The 19,683-nt window shown below is 74.3% G+C and carries 20 protein-coding genes; 15 read left to right on the forward strand and 5 right to left on the reverse strand.

Features of this window, described 5'->3' with window-relative positions; genetic code table 11:
• Positions 1–66: 66 nt before the first annotated feature.
• From J4557_RS01795 to J4557_RS01805, 3 genes are all read right to left on the reverse strand, one after another.
• Positions 67–774, reverse strand: a complete 708-nt coding sequence (locus tag J4557_RS01795) for a phosphoribosyltransferase (protein ID WP_208264509.1) — start codon at positions 772–774, stop codon at positions 67–69.
• 68 nt (positions 775–842) lie between these two features.
• Positions 843–1,874, reverse strand: coding sequence for a phosphotriesterase family protein (locus J4557_RS01800; RefSeq protein WP_208264510.1), 1,032 nt, complete (start codon positions 1,872–1,874; stop codon positions 843–845).
• 39 nt (positions 1,875–1,913) lie between these two features.
• Positions 1,914–3,035, reverse strand: coding sequence for a YihY/virulence factor BrkB family protein (locus J4557_RS01805; RefSeq protein ID WP_307799288.1), 1,122 nt, complete (start codon positions 3,033–3,035; stop codon positions 1,914–1,916).
• Positions 3,036–3,358: 323 nt separating this feature from the next.
• On the opposite strand from J4557_RS01805, the gene J4557_RS01810 reads away from it, so the two are divergent.
• The 7 genes from J4557_RS01810 to J4557_RS01840 all read left to right on the forward strand — a co-directional run bounded on the left by J4557_RS01810 (position 3,359) and on the right by J4557_RS01840 (position 8,497).
• On the forward strand, positions 3,359–3,550 hold the full coding sequence (locus J4557_RS01810) for a hypothetical protein (RefSeq protein WP_208264512.1): 192 nt from the start codon (positions 3,359–3,361) through the stop codon (positions 3,548–3,550).
• A gap of 275 nt (positions 3,551–3,825) precedes the next feature.
• Complete coding sequence (locus J4557_RS01815; RefSeq protein ID WP_208264513.1) at positions 3,826–5,493, forward strand: nitrite/sulfite reductase; 1,668 nt, start codon at positions 3,826–3,828, stop codon at positions 5,491–5,493.
• A gap of 13 nt (positions 5,494–5,506) precedes the next feature.
• Positions 5,507–5,668, forward strand: coding sequence for an Insertion element protein (locus tag J4557_RS01820; RefSeq protein ID WP_208264514.1), 162 nt, complete (start codon positions 5,507–5,509; stop codon positions 5,666–5,668).
• The gene (locus J4557_RS01825; RefSeq protein WP_208264515.1) at positions 5,665–6,375 is read left to right on the forward strand and encodes a phosphoadenylyl-sulfate reductase; all 711 of its coding nucleotides are present in this window, start codon (positions 5,665–5,667) and stop codon (positions 6,373–6,375) included. The genes J4557_RS01820 and J4557_RS01825 overlap by 4 nt, the downstream gene beginning before the upstream one ends.
• A gap of 8 nt (positions 6,376–6,383) precedes the next feature.
• Positions 6,384–7,133, forward strand: coding sequence for a sirohydrochlorin chelatase (locus J4557_RS01830; protein WP_208264638.1), 750 nt, complete (start codon positions 6,384–6,386; stop codon positions 7,131–7,133).
• 58 nt (positions 7,134–7,191) lie between these two features.
• Complete coding sequence (locus tag J4557_RS01835; protein WP_208264516.1) at positions 7,192–7,467, forward strand: hypothetical protein; 276 nt, start codon at positions 7,192–7,194, stop codon at positions 7,465–7,467.
• A gap of 46 nt (positions 7,468–7,513) precedes the next feature.
• A complete protein-coding gene (locus J4557_RS01840; RefSeq protein WP_208264517.1) occupies positions 7,514–8,497 on the forward strand; it encodes an ornithine cyclodeaminase family protein in 984 nt (327 codons plus the stop codon).
• A gap of 34 nt (positions 8,498–8,531) precedes the next feature.
• Here J4557_RS01840 and J4557_RS01845 read toward each other — a convergent pair whose 3' ends face one another.
• The gene (locus J4557_RS01845; RefSeq protein ID WP_208264518.1) at positions 8,532–9,254 is read right to left on the reverse strand and encodes a DUF1707 SHOCT-like domain-containing protein; all 723 of its coding nucleotides are present in this window, start codon (positions 9,252–9,254) and stop codon (positions 8,532–8,534) included.
• Positions 9,255–9,442: 188 nt separating this feature from the next.
• Here J4557_RS01845 and J4557_RS01850 point away from each other — a divergent pair, with 188 nt between their 5' ends.
• From J4557_RS01850 to J4557_RS01885, 8 genes are all read left to right on the forward strand, one after another.
• A complete protein-coding gene (locus tag J4557_RS01850) occupies positions 9,443–11,068 on the forward strand; it encodes an acyl-CoA dehydrogenase family protein (RefSeq protein ID WP_307799294.1) in 1,626 nt (541 codons plus the stop codon).
• A gap of 183 nt (positions 11,069–11,251) precedes the next feature.
• Entirely contained in the window at positions 11,252–11,608 is a 357-nt protein-coding gene (locus J4557_RS01855; RefSeq protein WP_208264520.1) for an ArsR/SmtB family transcription factor, read from the forward strand.
• Positions 11,609–11,772: 164 nt separating this feature from the next.
• Positions 11,773–12,258, forward strand: coding sequence for an NADH-quinone oxidoreductase subunit B family protein (locus J4557_RS01860; protein ID WP_307799295.1), 486 nt, complete (start codon positions 11,773–11,775; stop codon positions 12,256–12,258).
• Positions 12,255–14,324 carry a proton-conducting transporter transmembrane domain-containing protein gene (locus J4557_RS01865; RefSeq protein WP_243775095.1) on the forward strand — a complete coding sequence of 690 codons (2,070 nt, stop codon included), beginning with the start codon at positions 12,255–12,257 and terminating at the stop codon, positions 14,322–14,324. Before J4557_RS01860 ends, J4557_RS01865 begins: the two co-directional genes overlap by 4 nt.
• Positions 14,321–15,277: a respiratory chain complex I subunit 1 family protein gene (locus J4557_RS01870; RefSeq protein WP_208264521.1), complete on the forward strand. Its 957-nt coding sequence runs from the start codon at positions 14,321–14,323 to the stop codon at positions 15,275–15,277. Before J4557_RS01865 ends, J4557_RS01870 begins: the two co-directional genes overlap by 4 nt.
• Positions 15,274–15,957 carry a hypothetical protein gene (locus tag J4557_RS01875; protein ID WP_208264522.1) on the forward strand — a complete coding sequence of 228 codons (684 nt, stop codon included), beginning with the start codon at positions 15,274–15,276 and terminating at the stop codon, positions 15,955–15,957. The genes J4557_RS01870 and J4557_RS01875 overlap by 4 nt, the downstream gene beginning before the upstream one ends.
• The gene (locus J4557_RS01880) at positions 15,957–17,435 is read left to right on the forward strand and encodes a proton-conducting transporter transmembrane domain-containing protein (protein WP_208264523.1); all 1,479 of its coding nucleotides are present in this window, start codon (positions 15,957–15,959) and stop codon (positions 17,433–17,435) included. The genes J4557_RS01875 and J4557_RS01880 overlap by 1 nt, the downstream gene beginning before the upstream one ends.
• Positions 17,435–18,967, forward strand: a complete 1,533-nt coding sequence (locus J4557_RS01885; protein WP_208264524.1) for a hydrogenase large subunit — start codon at positions 17,435–17,437, stop codon at positions 18,965–18,967. Before J4557_RS01880 ends, J4557_RS01885 begins: the two co-directional genes overlap by 1 nt.
• A gap of 40 nt (positions 18,968–19,007) precedes the next feature.
• Here the strand turns inward: J4557_RS01885 and J4557_RS01890 are convergent, their stop codons facing one another.
• Positions 19,008–19,652 carry a carbonic anhydrase gene (locus J4557_RS01890; protein WP_208264525.1) on the reverse strand — a complete coding sequence of 215 codons (645 nt, stop codon included), beginning with the start codon at positions 19,650–19,652 and terminating at the stop codon, positions 19,008–19,010.
• Positions 19,653–19,683: the final 31 nt, after the last annotated feature.

The following is a 19,683-nucleotide window of genomic DNA, read 5'->3' on the forward strand; positions in this document are numbered from 1 at the left end:
CTGTGTTGCGGCCCGCGCGGATTTCCCGGCCGCCTTTACCGCAGCCGGCGCTTCCGCGTGGCTTTTTCACCCGAATTCGCCGCGCCCATTTCCGGCGCGCTCCAGCCACCCGGTCACGTCCCGGTCGGTCAGCTGGTCGAAGTCGCGGTACCACTGGCCGACCGCGCGGAAGTCCCAGGGGGCCGCGGGGACCACCAGGTCGTCCACCTCTGCCGCCAGCGACCGCACGGTGTCCTCGGCGCCCACCGGCACCGCCAGGACGAGCCGGGACGGCCCGCGCCCGCGCGTCGCCCGCACGGCCGCCCGCGCGGTCCCGCCGGTGGCGAGGCCGTCGTCGACGACCACCACGGCGCGTCCGGCGATGTCCGGCAGGCCCCGGCCGCCGCGGTAGGCGGCCACGCGCCGGTCCAGCTCGGCGCGCTCGGCGCGCACCGTCGCGGCCATGTCGTCCTCGGTGAGGCCGAGCCGGTCCAGCAGCCCGCGGTCGAACACCGGGTCGCCGCCCTCGGCGATCGCGCCCACGCCGAGCTCCGGCTGCGGCGGGAACCCGATCTTGCGGGTCACCAGGACGTCCAGGGGCGACCCCAGGCGCCGCGCGACCTCGAACCCGACCGGGACGCCGCCCCGGGGCAGCGCGAGCACCACGGCGCCGTCCAGGGCCATCCGAGCGAGCCGCGCCGCGAGCACCCGGCCCGCCTCCGCGCGGTCGGCATAGGGCAGCCGGACGGTCTCCTCCTGCGCGGCCGCCCACTTCGTCGTTCTGTTCCAAGACATCGGCGCACCCCCTCCCGGGGTCGCGGAAGAGCTCCTGAGAGAGCCCTACCCGCCGCTGGCGCCGCGATTCAGCCCGCGGTGAGCCAGCGCAGCGGGTTGGCCCGCAGGACCGTGTCGAGGGTCGCGTCGTCGGCGCCGGCGGCGCGCAGCGCGGGCAGGAAGGTGTCGAACAGGTAGCCGTATCCGCCGCCGCCGTACCGGACGATCTGCTCCATCCGCGAGACGCCGGTGCTCAGCAGCACCCGCTCGGCGTGCCCGGCCTCCAGCAGGTCCATGACCGCGCGCACACGGGCCCCGATCTCCGCGTGGTCCTCGCCCGCCAGCCCGAGCGTGCCGAACGACACGTACGCGCCGGACTCGGCGATCTTGCGGTGCTGGCCGGGGTCGTCCACCCGGTCCTGCTGGCCGACGGCGACGCGGTCGGCGGGCAGCCCGGCGGCGGTGAGGATCTCCAGCTGGGCCACGCCGGCGCGGCCGTAGGTCGCCACCGACAGGCCCGAGTAGCGGGCGGCGCGGGCGGCGGCCCGCAGGCACAGCTCCTCGGTCTCGGTCGGCGCCTCGCCCCAGGTGCCGATCTCGCCGATCACGCCCGGCAGCGCGTTGGTGCCGTCCATGCCGAAGCCGATCTCGGCGAGCAGCCGCTCGGCCAGCCGGTCCACGCCCGACCGGCCGTCCAGCTCTTGCCGGGGGGCCTGGGGGGCCGTCCACGCGGAACGACCCGGGCCGGGGCCGGCGGCGAGGGCCTCGCGGACGAACGCCGGGTGGAACGGCTCGGTGAACACGCCCGTCCCGGCGACCACCGCGACCCGGGAGCCGGCGCTGATGCGGGCCAGCGCGGCGGCGTTGCGCCCCATGCCCGAGCAGGTCAGATCGACGACGAGGCCGAGCCCGTGCTCCTTGCGCAGCTCGTTGAGCTCGCGCTGGACGCCCTTCTCCTCGTCCAGCCAGCGCGCCGGGTCGGACCCCACCTGCTGCGGCCGGGCCGGCCAGCGCAGGTCCATCCCGAGGTGCTCGTGGGAGAGCACGGGGCCGGTGATGTCGGACGTCGCGATCGTGCCGGTCACGGTCCGGAGCCGGCCGGTGTCCTCTCGGGGGGTCATGGAAAGCGAGGCTACGACATGTTTGGCCTTTTCAGAGCCTTATTCGTTGCAGTTTTTACCATTCGTCCCGGCACCGTCGGCGTCACCGGCGTCACCGGCGTCCTCGTCCGGCGCGGGCACCGCGGTCGCGGCGGTCGCGCCCGGCTCCTGCCCGGCGGGCGCCTTCCCCAGGGCCCGCGCCCGTGCCGTGTCCGCGCTCGGCCACAGCCGGTCGATCTCGGCGTTCAGCGTCGCGCCGATCAGCACCGCGATCGCCGCCACGTACAGCCACGCCAGCACGGCGATCGCGGCGGCCAGCGAGCCGTACACCGACACCCCGCTCAGCGACCCGCTCAGGTAGATCCGCAGGATCAGGCTGCCGACGACCCAGATCAGCAGCGCCAGCACCGCGCCCGGCACCTCCCGCCACCAGGCCGTGCGCACCGGGACGCTCATGTGGTACAGCAGCGCCAGGGAGACCACCGACAGGCCCACCAGGACCGGCCAGTACAGCACCTGCACGATCGTGGCGCTCTCGGGCACCGCCTGCCGCGCCAGCGTCGGCCCGGCCACCAGCAGCGGGGCGATCACCAGCCCCACGATGAGGCCGAGGACGTACAGGATGAACGCGCGCGTGCGGGTGCGGATGACGCCGCGGATGCCCGACAGCCCGTACGCGATCGTGATCGTGTCGATGCAGACGTTGACCGCGCGCGAGCCCGCCCACAACGACAGCACGAAGCCGATCGACACGATGTCGGGGCTGCCGCCCTTGATCACGTCGTCCAGCAGCGGTTTGACGACCGTGTTCACCGCGTTGGGGGTCAGCACGGTCTGGGCGTGCTCGATGGCCCGGTTGCGGATGTCCTCGACGGTCTCCTTGCTGATCACGCCCTGGAAGTGGCCCATGGTGCCGATCAGCCCGAGGGCCAGCGGCGGCAGCGACAGCAGCGCGAAGAACGCGATCTCGGCGGCGAGCCCGGTCACCCGGTAGCGGAAGGCCGCGACCGCCGTCCCCCTGACCAGCCGCCAGCCCACCGGGCCGCCGGAGCGCGCGAGGACGCCCAGTGCGGCGCAGAACGCCCTGCGGGCGCGGCCGGCGGCGGCCCGGACGCGCGCCGCGGCCCTGCGGACGCGCGCGGCCGGGCCCGCGGCGCGGCGCGGGGCGTGGTCGGAACGCACGAGAGCGGTATGCCCGTGATCCGGAGCCCCATGATCGGACGCCCCGTCCTCGGGGTTCCGGTCCGCCCGCGCGCGCTTGGCCGACGCACGCGGCGACCCTTCCCGTGCCAGGGGCACACGGCCCGGAGATGCGGCGGCGGGGCCGACGGCGCCTCCCCTGTCAGCGGGCGTGGCGCCGTCGTCCCTGGCCGGGGAATCGCCGCCGGCGTCCGAGACGGTGGTCACACCGCCCCACCGTAGGGCGTGGGCCGCCGGCGCGCACGGGTACCGCGCCCACGCGGGCGGGTGTGCGAGCATCGATGCCCATCGGTGACAATGAAGGGGTGATCTGCCAGTCCTGCCGCGAACGCCACCACGGGGAGTGCCGTGGCGGCTCCTGGTGCGACTGCCAGCACAAGGCCGCGCCCGCGACGCCGTCCGAGCCGTCCGGGCCCGCCGGCGGGACCTCGTCGCGGCCGTCCGGGGAGCGGGCGCAGGGCGCCGAGCCGCCGGTGAACTGGAAGCGTCAAGGATGACACTTCTCACTCGTCCGCATTCCGGACGTCACTGGACAGCCCGCGAGACGGCGTGTCAGAGTTTGAGCATGACTGCTGCGGACCCGTTGCTGGCCAAGCGCCGGCACGTCGACTTCCTCCGCGTCCGCAGCGCGATCTGTCGCTGACGCCCCCGACCACGCCCCCTTGCTCAGCCGGGCGCGTGGTGCATCGGCGTCACCTTTGACTTCATCCTGCTCAGCGTCGAGCCGGCTGCCTCAGAGCGCCGGTGCGCTACGCGTCCCTCACCACCACAGATGAGGACGCGCGCCGTGCCACCCGCGATCAAGCGCAAGAAGGGCGAGGGCCAGTGGGCCCTCGGCTACCGGGAACCGCTCAACAAGAACGAGGAGAACAAGAAGAACGACGACGGGCTGAACGTCCGCCGCCGGATCATCGACGTCTACTCCAAGACCGGTTTCGACTCGATCGACCCCGCCGACCTGCGGGGCCGGTTCCGCTGGATGGGGCTGTACACGCAGCGCAAGCCCGGCATCGACGGCGGCAAGACGGGGGCCCTCGAGGACGAGGAGCTCGAGGACAAGTACTTCATGATGCGGGTGCGCATCGACGGCGGCCAGCTCAGCGGGCCGCAGCTGCGCACCATCGCCGACATCTCCACCCGGTACGCGCGGGGCAGCGCCGACCTCACCGACCGGCAGAACGTCCAGCTGCACTGGGTGCGGATCGAGGACGTCCCGGCGATCTGGGAGGCGCTGGAGGCGGTCGGGCTGCACACGATGGAGGCGTGCGGCGACGTGCCGCGGACCATCATCGGCTGCCCGCTGGCCGGCATCGCGGCCGACGAGGTGATCGACGCGACCCGGGACCTGCGCGAGATCCACGACCGCTACATCGGCTCGCCCGAGTTCTCCAACCTGCCGCGCAAGTACAAGACGGCGCTGTCGGGCTGCACCTCGCACTGCACCGTCCACGAGATCAACGACATCGCGTTCGTCGGCGTCGTGAACGAGGCGGGCGAGACCGGCTACCAGCTGTTCGTCGGCGGCGGGCTGTCCACCAACCCGATGTTCGCCCAGAGCCTCGGGGTGTTCGTGAAGCCCGAGCAGACGAGCGAGGTCTGGCACGGCGTCACCTCGATCTTCCGCGACTACGGGTACCGGCGGCTGCGCAGCCGCGCCCGGCTGAAGTTCCTGATGAAGGACTGGGGCGCGGAGAAGTTCCGCGAGGTGCTGGAGAAGGAGTACCTCGGGTACGCGCTGCCGGACGGCCCCGAGCCCGCCGCGCCGCTCGCGCACCGCGACCACGTGGGCGTCCACCCCCAGAAGGACGGCGACTTCTACGTGGGGTTCGCGCCGCGCGTCGGCCGCGTGAACGGCGAGCTGCTCGGCGTCATCGGGGACCTGGCCGACCGGTACGGCTCCGGCCGGGTCCGCACGACCATCGAGCAGAAGATGGTCATCCTCGACGTGCCGGAGGAGAACACCGAGGCGCTCATTGAGGCGCTGGCCGAGCACGACCTCCAGGTCCGGCCCTCCACGTTCCGGCGGCAGACGATGGCCTGCACCGGCATCGAGTACTGCAAGCTCGCGATCGTCGAGACCAAGCAGCGCGCGATGGACCTGATGGACGAGCTGGAGAAGCGCCTGCCGGACTTCGACCAGCCGCTGACGATCAACGTCAACGGCTGCCCGAACGCCTGCGCCCGCATCCAGGTCGCCGACATCGGGCTCAAGGGCCAGCTGGTCGTGGACGAGAACGGCGACCAGGTCGAGGGGTTCCAGATCCACCTCGGCGGTCAGCTCGGCGCCTCGTTCGGCAAGAAGGTCCGCGGGCTGAAGACCACGTCGGCCGGGCTGACCGACTACGTCGAGCGGGTCGTCCGGAAGTTCGACGAGCAGCGCACCGAGGGCGAGACGTTCGCCGAGTGGGCGCAGCGCGCCGACGAGGCCGACCTCAAGTAAGGGGCAGGCCGGAATGAGCGAACGTGCCGCGCCGTTCTACTGCCCGTACTGCGGCGAAGAAGATCTCGAGCCCCTCGAGGAGCACGGGGCGTGGTTCTGCAACGACTGCGCCCGCTCCTTCCAGCTGAAGTTCCTGGGTGTCCGAGCCGCCCCGAAGACGAAGGAGTCCCGGTGACCCTGCTGGAGACCGACAGACCGACCCTCGACCTCGAGGACATCGTCGAATCGGCCGCCGCGGCGCTGGAGGGCGCGCCCACCCTGGAGGTCATCCGGTGGGCCGTCGCCACCTTCGGCGACCGCATCTGCCTCACCTCGTCCATGTCGGACGCGGCGCTGATCCACCTGGTGTCGAAGGTGAAGCCGGGCATCGACGTGCTGTTCGTCGACACCGGCTACCACTTCGCCGAGACGATCGGCACCCGCGACGCCGTCGAGGCGGTGTACCCGGTGAACGTCATCAACGTCACGCCGTCCCGCACGGTCGAGGAGCAGGAGGCCGCGCTCGGCCCCCGCCTCTACGGCCGCAACCCCGACCTGTGCTGCCACCTGCGCAAGGTGGAGCCGCTCGGCCGGGCGCTGGAGGGCTACATGGCCTGGTTCAGCGGGATCCGCCGGGACGAGACCGCCAGCCGCCGCAACCGCCGCGTCGTCGAGTGGGACCGCAAGCGCGGCATGGTCAAGGTGAACCCGATCCTCGACTGGTCGCAGGAGGAGATGGACAACTACATCGAGGACAACGGGGTCATCATCAACCCGCTGCACTACGACGACTACCCCTCGATCGGCTGCGAGCCGTGCACCCGTCCCGTCGCGCCCGGCGAGGACCCGCGCAGCGGCCGCTGGGCCGGCATGGGCAAGACCGAGTGCGGCATCCACCTGTGAGCGTCCCCATGGTCGCGGTGGCGCACGGGAGCAGGGACCCCCGCGCCGCCGCGACCGTCACCGAGCTGGCCCGCGCCGTCCGGGCGCTGCGCCCCGGCCTGCCCGTGCAGGCCGCGTTCCTCGACCACGCGCCGCCGGCGCCCGACCGGGCGCTGGCCGCGCTGGCCGGGGACGGCGCCGCCGAGGCGGTCGTGCTGCCGCTGCTGCTGACGGCCGCCTACCACAGCAAGACCGACCTCCCGGGCGTGCTGAACCGGGTGCGGGCCCGGTGGCCCCGGCTGGCGCTGCGGACCGCGCGGACGCTCGGCCCGCATCCGCTGCTCACGGACGCGCTGGAACGCCGGCTGTCGGAGGCGGGCGTGGAGCCGGGCGACCCCGACACCGCCGTGGTGCTGGTGGCGGCCGGGTCGTCCGACGCGTCCGCGAACGCCACGATCTGGCGGCTGGCCCGGGAGTGGCGCTCGCGCGGGTGGCGCGGCGTCGTCCCGGCGTTCGCGTCGGCGTCCCGGCCGACGCCCGCCGAGGCGGTCGCGGCGCTCCGCGACGCGGGCGCGCCCCGCGTGGCGGTCGCATCGTACTTCCTGGCGCCGGGCCACTTCGCGGACAAGGTGCGCGCCGAGGCGCTGGAGGCGGGCGCCTGCGCGGTCTCCCCCGTCCTCGGCGCGGCGCCGGAGGTCGCCGAGCTGGTCGTCCACCGCTACGACGAGGCCCTGGCCGCGGCCCGCGCGGCCGGCGGCCGGACCGCCACGGCGGTCTGAGTCCCCGTCGTACGGCTTCTCACGTTCGGCGGGTCCGGCTCGGGGTATGCGGCCACGCATGGACGAGCGTGAAGATTCCGGACACGAGCCCGAGACGACGCACGACCGCGACTTCGCGCCGGTGAACCAGGGCTCGGACGCCCGCGGCCGCACCGTCCCCGGCGCCGCGTCCCCGGCGAGCGTGCCGGGCGAGGAGCCGGCGGAGCGGGACGCCCTCCGGGAGGACGAGATCAGCGGAACCGGCACGCCCGGCGTCCGCCACGGCCACCCCGACGCGCTGCCGCCGGACGACGCGGGCGTGCGCGAGGCGGAGCGCACCGACGACTCCCGCTGACCTCCGGCGGCCCCGTTCTGTCGGAGGGGCCCGCTAGGGTCCCGCCGTGCTCGTTCTCTCCAGGCGGGACGTCGAGGAACTGCTCGACGTCGACGCCCTCATCGACTCCCTCGCCCCCGCGATGGCCGACCTCAGCGCCGGCCGGGCCCACGTCCCCGAGCGGACCGCCGCGGCCGTCCCCGGCCGGGACGCGCTCCTGCTCGACATGCCGGGCCACGCGCCGTCGGCCGACGCCCTGGTGAGCAAGCTCGTGTCGGTGTTCCCCGGGAACGCCGGGTCGGCGCTGCCCGTGCGGCAGGCGGTCATCGTCGCGTTCGACCCCGCCACCGGGGAGCCCGCGGCGCTGCTCGACGGCACCCACATCACCGCGGTCAGGACCGCGGCGTGCGCGGCGCTGTCCGCGCGGCTGCTCGCCCGCGACGACGCCTCGGTCGTCGCGGTCCTCGGCACCGGCGTGCAGGCGCGGGCGCACGCGATCGCGGTCCCGCGCGTCCGGGACGTCCGGGAGGTCCGCATCGCCGGACGCGACCACGCCAGGGCGGTGAAACTCGCCGAGGAGCTGTCGGACGCCGTGGACGCCGACGTGCGCGCCGTCGCGGGCTACGAGGAGGCCGTCGCGGGCGCCGCGATCGTGAGCGCGGCGACCTACGCGGTGGAGCCCGTCGTCCGGCGGGAGTGGCTGGCGCCGGGGACGCACGTCACCTCGATCGGCTACAACCCGCGCGGCCGGGAGGTCGACGACGCGACGGTCGCGGACGCCGCCCTGTTCGTGGAGTCCCGCGCGGCGGCCCTGTCGGCCGTCCCGCCGAACCTCGACCTGGCCGAGCCGCTGGAGCGCGGCGTCATCACGCCCGAGCACGTCCGGGCCGAACTGGGCGAGGTGATCGAGGGCACCCGCCCCGGCCGCACGTCCGCGGAGGAGATCACGCTCTACAAGTCGGTGGGCGTCGTCGTCCAGGACCTCGCCGCGACCGCGCTGGTGCTGCGCGAGGCGCGGCGGCGGGGCGCCGGGACGGAGGTGGGCCTCTGACCGCGCGCCGCACGGCGGGCGCGGGCCGCCCCGGTCAGGAGTCGGGGCGGCGGTCGCGCCACCACGACGCGACGGCCCGGCGGATCGGCGCGTGGTGCTCGTCGTCCACGATCTTCACGTCGCCCATGAAGGCGTTCGCGGTGACCCGGACGACGGGGATGCGCTCCCCGGGGCAGGGCTCGCGCACCTGGACGCGGCGGTCGCCGAGGAAGGCGTGGCCCATCAGCACGACCGCCACCCCGTCCGGCACGATGATCTTCACGTCGCCCATCACGGCGGTGGCCGAGATGTGCACCTCGCCGGTCGGGACCTGCGCGCCGCGCAGGTCCAGCTCGACGTCGCCCATCACCGACACCGCCTCCAGCGGGCCGTCGATGCGCCCGACGATGCGCTCCTTGCAGTCCCCCATGACGGCGCTGAACCGCCGCTTCACCTGCGGCGGCGCCGGGTTCGCGCCGGGCGCGCCCATGCCGGGCAGGTCGGCGGTGATGTGCTCCAGCTCGGCGCGGGTCACGGCCGCGTAGGCGGCCTCGGTCCGCTCGGTCAGCTCCTCGAAGGTCAGCCGCCCCTCCACCGAGGCGACCCGCAGCCGCTCGACCACGGCCTCGCGCTCGGCGTCCGAGGCCCGGACCGCCCCGGGAACGGGCACCGTCCCGGCGGGATCGGCCCCGGGCCGCGCGGGGTGGAGGTCCTCCCGCCGCCGCCGCGGGCGGCTCGGGCACGGCGGCCGCCCCTGCTGCGGACTGGACTGACTCATGGTTCCGAAGTTATGCCCCCGCGCCGCATGGACAATCCGCCGCGCGGACGAGATCGCCCCACCACTTCAGGAGGATGCCCTGGGCGGCGGGGTGGAGGGATGATCATCCGCCGCCCCGAACGCGGTTCTGTATCCTGCGACGGGGGACGTCCCCCGCGAACCGGCCTCCGCAGCACAGGAGCAGCGCAGTGACCCACGACGTGTTCAACCAGGTTCCCCCGCTCGCCGGCCACGACCTGGCCGACGACCCCGCCCTGCTGGGCGGGCTGGAGCGCGAGGGCGCCGGCTGGGCCGTCCCGGAGGTGCACGAGCTGGGCGTCCTGGCGGGCACCGAGCGCGCCCAGGAGTGGGGGCGCCTCGCGAACGAGAACCCGCCCGTCCTGCGCACCCACGACCGCTACGGGCACCGCATCGACGAGGTGGAGTTCCACCCGGCGTGGCACGAGCTGATGACCGTCGCGGTGACCCACGGCCTGCACGGCTCCGCCTGGGCGGACCCCCGCGAGGGCGCGCACGTCGCCCGCGCCGCCAAGTTCTACACCTGGCGGGTGGACGCCGGGCACGGCTGCCCGATCTCGATGACGTACGCCGCCGTCCCCGCCCTGCGCCAGGCCCCGGAACTGGCCGCGCGGTACGAGCCGCTGCTCGCCGAGCCCGAGTACGACTTCGGCCTGCGCGCCCCGCTCACCAAGAACGCGCTGCTGGCGGGCATGTCGATGACGGAGAAGCAGGGCGGCTCGGACGTCCGCGCCAACACCACGCAGGCGACGCCCCAGCCGGACGGGACGTACCGGCTCGTCGGCCACAAGTGGTTCACCAGCGCCCCGATGTGCGACGTGTTCCTCACGCTGGCCCAGGCGCCGGAGGGGCTGACCTGCTTCCTCGTCCCCCGCGTCCTGCCCGACGGCGCGCTCAACCCGCTGCGGCTGATGCGGCTGAAGGACAAGCTCGGCAACAAGTCCAACGCCTCGTCCGAGGTCGAGTACGAGAACGCGGTCGCGTGGCGGGTCGGCGACGAGGGGCGCGGCGTCCGGACCATCATCGAGATGGTCAACATGACCCGGCTGGACTGCGTGATCGGCGCGGCCGCCGGCATGCGGCAGGGCGTCACGACCGCGGCGCACCACGCGGCGCACCGCAAGGCGTTCGGCGCGTACCTCGTCGACCAGCCGCTGATGCGCAACGTCCTCGCCGATCTCGCGGTCGAGTCGGAGGCCGCCACGGTCCTGATGACGCGGCTCGCCGGCGCGACGGACCGCTCGGTGCGCGGCGACGCGTCCGAGGCGGCGTTCAAGCGGCTCGGCCTGGCGGTCAGCAAGTACTGGGTCTGCAAGCGGTGGCCGGCGCACGCCGCCGAGTCCCTCGAATGCCTCGGCGGCAACGGCTACGTCGAGGAGTCGGGGATGCCGCAGCTGTTCCGCGAGTCGCCGCTGAACTCGATCTGGGAGGGGTCAGGCAATGTGGCCGCACTCGATCTCCTCCGTGCAACCCTACGGGAGCCGCAGACGCTGGAGGCGTTCTTCGAGGAGGTCGAGCTGGCCCGCGGCGCCGACCCGCGCCTCGACGCCGCCGTCAAGGAGACCAAGGACGCCTTCGCCGACACCGCCACGATCGAGTACCGCGCCCGCCGCGTCGCCGAGCGCCTCGCTCTCGTCCTTCAGGCGTCGCTGCTGGTCAGGCACGGTCACCCGGCCGTCGCCGACGCCTTCTGCGCCACCCGCCTCGCCGGCGACTGGGGCGCCGCCTTCGGCACCCTCCCGCCCGGCATCGACCTGGCCCCGATCATCGACCGCGCCACCCCGAAACTCGGCTGAGCCCGCGCTCGGGATCAGCGCCCGGGTTGCCCGAGGCGCCCCGCCGCTCCGGCACCCCTGCATGGTTGCCAATGTTGGCAATTTATTATGTAGTAGCTCGATGGCGGCGGACGGGCCCACATGCCGGACCGGGCCGTCCGACGACGACGCCGGCCTGGGGCCGGCGAGGGGAGATGGGGCACTGTGAGCGCGCCGCTGTACCAGTTGAAGGCGGAGTTCTTCAAGACGCTGGGGCATCCGGCCCGGATCCGGGTGCTGGAGCTGCTCAGCGAGCGCGACCACGCGGTGTCGGAGATGCTCCCCGAGGTGGGGATCGAGCCGGCGCACCTCTCCCAGCAGCTGGCGGTGCTGCGGCGGGCCGGCCTGGTGGTGTCGCGCAAGGAGGGGACGACGGTGATCTACTCGCTGACCAGTCCCCGGGTGGCGGAGCTGCTCGCGGTCGCTCGGGCGATCTTGACCGGGGTGCTGTCGGGGCAGGCCGAGCTGCTCGACGACCTGCGGGCCGCGGGCGCCGGCACCAAGGGCTCCGAGCACACCTAGGGTCACGGCGCGACGCCGATGGGGCCGCTGGCCGATGACGTCCCCGGCCGATGGAGGCCGGCCCGTGCGGACGCATGTTGTTGAGTTGCTAATATTGGCAATTGCGCAGGCCAGTAGTCGCCCTGCGCTCGGCGCCCGTTCGGGCTCTCACACAGAGGAAGTTCGTGAAAGGTCTGCTGCACACGATCCTCAAGACCGGCCGGGTGGCCGAGGACGCGCCCGACCGCCCCGAGGCCCCCTCTTCCGGGCGCCCCCGTGCCCTGCGCGGTTCGGTGCAGGTCCGGCACGTCGACGCGGGGTCGTGCAACGGGTGCGAGGTGGAGATCGCCTCGGCGTTCGGGCCGGTGTACGACGCCGAGCGGTACGGCGCCCGGCAGGTGGCGTCGCCCCGGCACGCCGACGTGCTGATGGTCACCGGCCCGGTGACCCGCAACATGGAGACGGCGCTGCGCCGCACCTATGAGGCCGTTCCGGAGCCGAAGCTCGTGGTGGCGGTCGGTGACTGCGCCCGCGACTGCGGGGTGTTCGCCGAGGCGTACGGGGTGGCCGGCGCGGTGGGCGACGTGGTCCCGGTGGACGTCGAGGTGCGCGGCTGCCCGCCGCGGCCGGAGGCGATCGTGGCGGCGCTCCGGGGACTCACCGGCCGATGAGCCCGACGGGTGCCGCGTTCGCGGCGGCGATGGGGTCCAGCGCGCTCGCCGCGGCGGCGGGGGCGGCGCTGCCGCGGCGAGCGCGCCGCGTCGCCACCGGCGTGGGGACCGGCGCCGCCGGTGCGGCCGCGGTCGTGGCGGGGGTGACCGCGATGGCGGGCCACTCGTGGCGGATGTGGCTTCCGGACGTGCTGCCCCTGGCGGGAGTGCGGCTGGCGGTCGATCCGCTGAGCGGGGTGTTCCTGGCGGTCACGGGCGCGGTCGCGGTGTGCGCGGCGGTGTACGGAGTCGGGTACGCCCGCCCCGGCTCCGCCGATCGCGGCGCGGACGGTCTCGGGGTGGACGGCCGGGTCGCTCAGGCGACGGTGCCGCTGTTCGTGGCGGCGATGCTGCTGGTGCCCGCGGCGGCGAGCGTGAGCACGTTCCTGGTGGCGTGGGAGTCGATGGCGCTGACCTCGCTGCTGCTGGTGCTGGCCGAGCACCGGCGGCGGCCGGCGGTGGCCGAGGCCGGGTTGTGGTACGCGGTGATGACACATCTGGGCCTGGTGGTCGTCCTCGCCGGCCTGGCCGCGTTCGCCGCCGAGGCCCACGGTGAGGCGTTCGCGGACCTGCGCGCGGCGTCCGCCGGCCTGTCGCCGGCGGTCCGCGGGGCGGTGTTCGTGGCGACCTTCGCCGGGTTCGCCTCCAAAGCGGGAACGGTGCCGTTGCACGTCTGGCTGGCGCGCGCCCATCCGGAGGCGCCGAGCCACGTGTCGGCGTTGATGAGCGCGGCGATGGTGAACCTCGGTGTGTACGGGATCGTGCGGGTGGGGTTGGACCTGATGGGCGGCGGACCGGCCTGGTGGTGGCTGCTGGTGCTGGCGGCGGGCGCGGTCTCGGCACTGTCCGGCATCCTGCAGGCGGCGGTGTCCACCGACATCAAGCGGCTGCTGGCGTACTCGACCTCCGAGAACATGGGCCTGGTACTGATCGGCGTCGGCGCATGCGGGTTCCTGGCGTCCTCGGGTGCGCGCGCGCTGGCGGCCCTGGCGTTGACCGCCGCGCTGCTGCACGTGGTCAACCACGCGGGCTTCAAGACGTTGCTGTTCTTGGCGGCGGGATCGGTGCTGCACGCCACCGGCACGCGGGATCTGGACGCCCTCGGCGGGTTGCGGTCGCCGATGCCGGCGACGACCGCGCTGTTCGGGGTGGGGGCGCTGATGGCGTCGGCGCTGCCGCCCGGCAACGGGTTCGTCTCCGAATGGCTGCTGCTGCAGAGCCTGATCCACGCCCTGCCGTCCGGCGGGACGCTCGCCGCGGTCACGATGCCGCTGGCGGTGGCGGTGGTGGCGCTGTCGGCGGGGCTGGCGATCGCGACGTTCGTCAAGGCGTTCGGGGTGGGCTTCCTGGCGCGTCCGCGCACGCCCGCGGCCCAGCGGGCCCACGAGAGCCCCCCGACGATGGTGGCGGGCATGGTGGCGGCCGCCGTCTCCTGTGCCGTGCTGGCGCTGGTCCCCGGCCCGGTGGCGGGCGGGTTGTCGCGTGCGGTCGCGGTGGCCGTGCCGGCGCCCCAGGCGGTGACCGGCCCGCTGGCGGGCGCGGGGACGCTGCATCCGGCGGGGTTGCCGAGCACGATGTCCCCGCTGGTGATCACCGGCGCGCTGCTGGCGGCGGTGATCGCGCTGGTCGCCGTGCTCCGCGGTGCCGCCTCGCGGCGCGCCGGACGGCTCGCGCGGCGGCGGGCCCGGCTGTGGGACTGCGGGGCCGGGCCGCTGTCGGCACGGATGGAGTACACCGCGACCTCCTTCGCCGAGCCGTTGCAGCGGGTGTTCGACGACGTCCTGGCCCCCGAGACCGATGTGGACGTCACACCGCTGGCCGAGTCGGCGTACCTGGTGGACAGCGTGACCTACCGGGCCCGGGTGGGCGACCGGATCGAGCATCGGCTGTACCGGCCGGTGCTGGCCGCGGTGGCCTGGGCGGGACGGGCGGCCCGGCCGCTGGCCAACGGCAGTGTGCACCGCTATGCCGGATACGGCTTCGCCGCCTTCACCGGCGTCCTGATCGCTCTGGCGGTGCTGCGATGAGCGTGACGGTGGCCGGTACGGTCGGCGCGGCCGTGCAGGTACTGCTGGTGGGGGCCGGGGCGCCGCTGCTGGTGGGGCTGATGCGGCAGGTGCGGGCCCGGTCGGAGGGACGCGCCGGAGCCGGTGTGCTCCAGCCGTGGCGGGATCTGCGCAAGCTGATGCGCAAGCAGCCGATCACGCCGGACGGGACGGGCCCGGTCTTCCGGGTCGCGCCGCTGCTGCCGGCCGGGACGTCGCTGGTGATCGCCGCGGTGATCCCGATCGTCACGACGGCGTCGCCGCTGGACGGCGCCGCGGACCTGTTCGCGGTGACGGCGCTGCTGGCGCTCGGCACGGTCGCGCTCGCGCTGGCCGGCCTCGACACCGGAACCGCCTTCGGCGGGATGGGCGCCAGCCGCGAGATGACGGTGATGGCGCTGGTGGAGCCCACCATCCTGATGGCGGTGTTCGCGCTGTCGGTGCGGGTCGGCTCCACCAACCTGGGTGCGATCGTCACCTCCACGCTGCACGAACCGCAGCGGGTGGTCTCCCCCGTGAGCCTGCTCGCCGTCATCGCGCTGGCGGTGGTGACCATCGCCGAGACCGGGCGGATCCCGGTCGACAACCCCGCGACGCATCTGGAACTGACGATGATCCACGAGGCGATGGTGCTGGAGTACGCGGGCCCGGACCTGGCGCTGGTGGAATGGGCGTCGGCGATGCGGCTGACGCTCCTGCTCGGCCTGGTCGCCAACCTGTTCGCCCCCTGGGGCATCGCCGGCGCGTCGGCGGCGATGCTGCCGATCGCGGTGGCGGCCTACGCGGCGAAGGTCGCGGTCCTGGGCGGCGCGCTGGCCGCCGGTGAGGTGTTCATGGCCAAACTGCGCATGTTCCGGGTGCCCGAACTGCTCGCCGGCTCCTTCGTCCTGGCCCTGCTGGCCGTCGCCGCCTCCTTCTTCCTGGTGGGCACATGAACCACACGCTTTACGTGCAGCTTCTGGATCTGGCGTGCGGTGCGTTCCTGCTCGCGGGCGTGCTGGTGCTGTGGCGCCGCGACCTCGCCGCGATCGTGCGCCTGTTCGCCCTCCAGGGCGCCGCGCTGGGCGCGCTGGTCGCCGTTCTCGGGTTTCACGAGGGCGACCCGCAGGTGATCGGCCTGGCGGCGGGCATCGGGCTGCTGCGCGCGGTCCTGCTGCCGTGGCTGCTGCGGCGCGCCCTGGCCGCGGGCGGCGCCTCGCCCGGTGCCGCGGGCGGCGCGAACCGGGAGACCGAGCCGCTGGTGAACGTGGCCGCCTCGCTGGTGGTCGCGGCGCTGCTGGCGCTGCTGGCCTACGCGGTGACCCGCCCGGTGGTGGCCCTCGATCCCTCCCCGGCGGCGCACGCGGTGCCGGTCGCGCTGACGGTGGTGCTGATCGGGTTCTTCGCCCTGGTGACCAGGCGGCGCGCGCTGTCGCAGGTGGTGGGGTTCCTGCTGATGGACAACGGCATCACCGCGGTGGCGTTCCTGACCACCTCGGGCGTGCCGCTGATCGTGGAGGGCGGCGTCTCGCTGGACGTGCTGATGGCGGTGCTGGTGCTGCAGTTGCTGACGGCCCGGATCCGGGCGGCGTTCGGCGACACCGATCTGGACGACCTGCGGGAGTTGCGGGACTGATGACCGTCATGCTGATCGTCCCGATCGGGGCGCCGGTCCTCGCCGCGGGCGGCTACGCGGCGCTGGGATGGCGGCGTGCCACGGCCTGGCTGGGCGCCGTCGCCGCCGCCGTGCTGCTGGCCTCGGGGACCGCGCTGGCCGCCTGGACCACCGACCGTCCGCGCACCGCCCTCGGCGGGCTGCTGCGGGCCGACGCGTTGAGCGCGTTCATGCTGATCGTGATCGGCGCGGTGGCGTTGCTGGCGATGCTGGCCAGTCCCGGATACCTGGCCGCCGAGAAGGCCGCCGGGCATGCCACGGGCCGCGACATGCGCCGCTACGGCGTCCTCACCCAGGGATTCGTCGCGGCGATGGCGCTCGGCGTGCTGGCCGCGAGCCTCGGCGTGCTGTGGGTCGCGGTGGAGGCCACGACGATCCTGACGGCGTTCCTGGTCGGCCACCGCCGCACCCGCAACGCCACCGAGGCCGCCTGGAAGTACGTCGTGATCTGCTCCACCGGTATCGCGCTGGCGTTCCTGGGCATCGCGCTGCTGCACTTCGCCGCCCAGCACGCCCAGGTGCCCGCGTCGGGATCGCTGGACTGGACGCAGCTCACCGCGCACGCCGGGCGGCTGGACCCCGGCGTCACGCGCATCGCCGTCGCGCTGCTGGTCCTGGGGTTCGGCGCCAAGGCGGGCCTGGCCCCCTTGCACGCCTGGCTGCCCGACGCGCACAGCCAGGCGCCCGCACCCGTGTCCGCGCTGATGTCGGGCGTGCTGCTGTCGGTGGCGTTCTACGCGGTGCTGCGGGTGAAGGTGATCGCCGACGTCGCGCTCGGCGCCGGGACCGTCCGCGTGCTGCTGCTGATCACCGCGCTGGCCTCGATCGCGCTGGCCGCGGCGCTGCTGCTCGCCCAGCGCGACTACAAGCGGATGCTCGCCTACTCCAGCATGGAGCACATGGGCCTGCTGGCGCTCGGCGCCGCGATCGGGTCGCGGCTCGCCGTCGCCGCCGTCCTGCTGCACATCCTCGGGCACGGGCTGGCCAAGTCCGTCGCGTTCCTGGCCTCCGGCCGGATCCAGCAGGCCGTCGGCGGCAGCCGGATCGACGCCGTCCGCGGCCTGGCCGCCCGTACCCCGCTGGTGGCCGGCGGGTTCGGCGCGGCCGTCCTGGCACTGCTCGGCTTCCCCCCGTTCAGCCTGTTCGCCAGCGAGATCGGCATCTTCCGCGCCGGCTTCGCGGCGGGGCTCGGCTGGGCCGTCGCCATCGCCCTGGCGCTGGTGCTGCTCATCACCGCGTCCCTCGCCGCCCGGACCGGCCGGATGCTGCTCGGCGCCCCCGAGACCGGACCCGGTGCCGCCACCGTCCCCCTCCCTCCTGCCGCGGTCACCGCGGTGGTCCTGGTCTCGGGGCTGGTGGCCTGCGCCGCGATCGGCATCACCCTCTGGCCGCTGCACACCCTGCTGGACAACGCGGCCGCCGTCCTGGAGGCGCACTGATGAACCCGCCTGACGACACCCCGCCCGGCCGGCCCGAGCGCGTGAAGGCCGACCTCGACGCCGGTGCGCTGCCCGGCCGGGCGGCCGCGGTGCTGGGCGAGGGGTTCCGCCTGGCCCTGACCGCGGCGCACCAGGACCCCGGCGCCCTCCGCGTCGTCTACCTGTTCACCAAGGGCAAGGGCGCGGGGGACGAGCCCGAGCGCCGCACCGAGTTGCACGTCCGGCTCGATGCGGCCGACCCGGCGCTGCCGAGCCTGGCCCGCCTCAGCTTCCCCGCGGGCCGCTTCGAACGCGAGATGCACGACCTGTACGGCATCGTCCCGCGGGACCATCCGCTTCCGCGCCGCCTGGTACGCCACCACCACTGGCCCCGCGGCTGGTACCCGATGCGCGACGACGCCGGAGCGCCGCCCCGGTTCGGCGACCCGGAGGGCCCCTACCCCTTCGTGCAGGTCGAAGGCCCGGGGGTCTACGAGATCCCGGTCGGGCCGGTGCACGCCGGACTGATCGAACCCGGCCACTTCCGGTTCTCGGTCGTCGGCGAGACCATCCTCAAGCTCAAGGCCCGCCTCTGGTTCGTGCATAAGGGCCTGGAGAAGCTCTTCCAGGGAAGGCTTCCCGACGCCGCCGTGCCGATCGCCGAACGCGTCAGCGGCGACACCACGGTGGGGCACACCCTTGCCTTCTGCCTGGCCGTCGAGGACGCCCTCGGCCTCCAGGTCTCCCCCGGCGCGCAGCGCATGCGGGCGATCCTGCTGGAACTCGAACGCCTCTACAACCACGTCACGGACCTGGGCGCCCTGTGCAACGACGTCGGCCACTCGGTCCTCAACGCCCAGTTCGGCCGCGTCCGGGAACGGCTCCTGCGCTTCAATGCCCTGGCCACCGGCCACCGGCTGCTGCGCGGCGGCGTCGTCCTCGGCGGCGCCGTCCTGCGCACCGTCCCCGACCCGGGGGCGCTCGGAGCCCTCGAGGCCGACGTCGCCGGACTGGTCGACCTGGCGCTCGGCCACACCGTGGTCGCCGACCGCTTCACCGGCACCGCCCCGCTGACCGCCGAGGCCGCCCGCGATCTGGGCGCCCTCGGCTACGTCGCGCGCGCCAGCGGCGTCGACGCCGACGCCCGCCGCGACCATCCCTTCACCGACCTCGGGCCGGCGTTGACCGTCCCGACCGCCACGACCGGCGACGTGCTGGCCCGCTTCCGGATCCGCGCCCGCGAGATCACCGGCTCGATCGCGATCATCAACGACCTGTCCTGCGGCATGGACACCGGGGCGGTGTCCTCCTGGCCGCCGCTCGCGCCGCCGGCCGGGCCCGTGTCCGGCGTCGGCATCGTCGAAGGATGGCGCGGCACCATCGTCCACCGCGTCGAGCTCGCCCCCGGCGGCACCCTCACCCGCGCCAAGATCGTCGACCCGTCGTTCCTCAACTGGCCCGCGTTGCCGGTCGCCCTGACCGGCGCGATCGTCCCGGACTTCCCCCTGGTCAACAAGAGCTTCAACCTGTCCTACGCCGGCAACGACCTGTAGGCGGCGCGTAGCGCGCCGGGCCGTCGCCGTCCGCGGACCTTCAGGCGTCCGGGGCCGCCGCTCCGGCCGGCAGTCCCCGGGCCGTGACGAGCCGGGCGCTTCCGTCGGCCAGCCGGTAGGACAGGCCCACCACGGCCGCACGCCCGCCACTGACCCGGTCGGCGAGCAGCCGCGAGCGCTCCAGGAGAAGGTCGACCGTGTGCCGCACGTGCTCGGCGATGATCTCGTCGTCCGCGGTCAGTCCCGCGGTGCGGGCGGCCAGCACGCTGGGAGTGACGCGCTGGATGACGTCGCTCACGTATCCGGGGGCGGCGGCGCCGTCGGCCACCGCGGCGCGCGCCGCCGCCACCGCACCGCACGAGTCGTGGCCCAGGACCACCACCAGAGGGGTGTCGAGCACGCTCACCGGGTACTCGATGCTGCCCAGCACCTCCGGCCCCGCCACGTGGCCCGCGGTGCGGACCACGAACAGGTCCCCCAGGCCCCGGTCGAAGATGATCTCGGCGGCCAGCCGGGAGTCCGAGCACCCGAACAGGACGGCGAACGGGCGCTGGGCGGGCGCGGTCTCGGCCCGGCGCGCGGCATCCTGGTTCGGATGCCGCGGCGCGCCCGCCACGAACCGCCGGTTACCGGCCAGCAGCAGGTCGAAGGCTTCGGACGGGCTCAACGGCGACGCATCGTTCATGGTGGGGATGGTACGGGCCGGCCCGGGACCC

The sequence above is a fragment of the Actinomadura nitritigenes genome, assembly GCF_017573545.1.
Classification (GTDB): Bacteria; Actinomycetota; Actinomycetes; order Streptosporangiales; family Streptosporangiaceae; genus Spirillospora; species Spirillospora nitritigenes.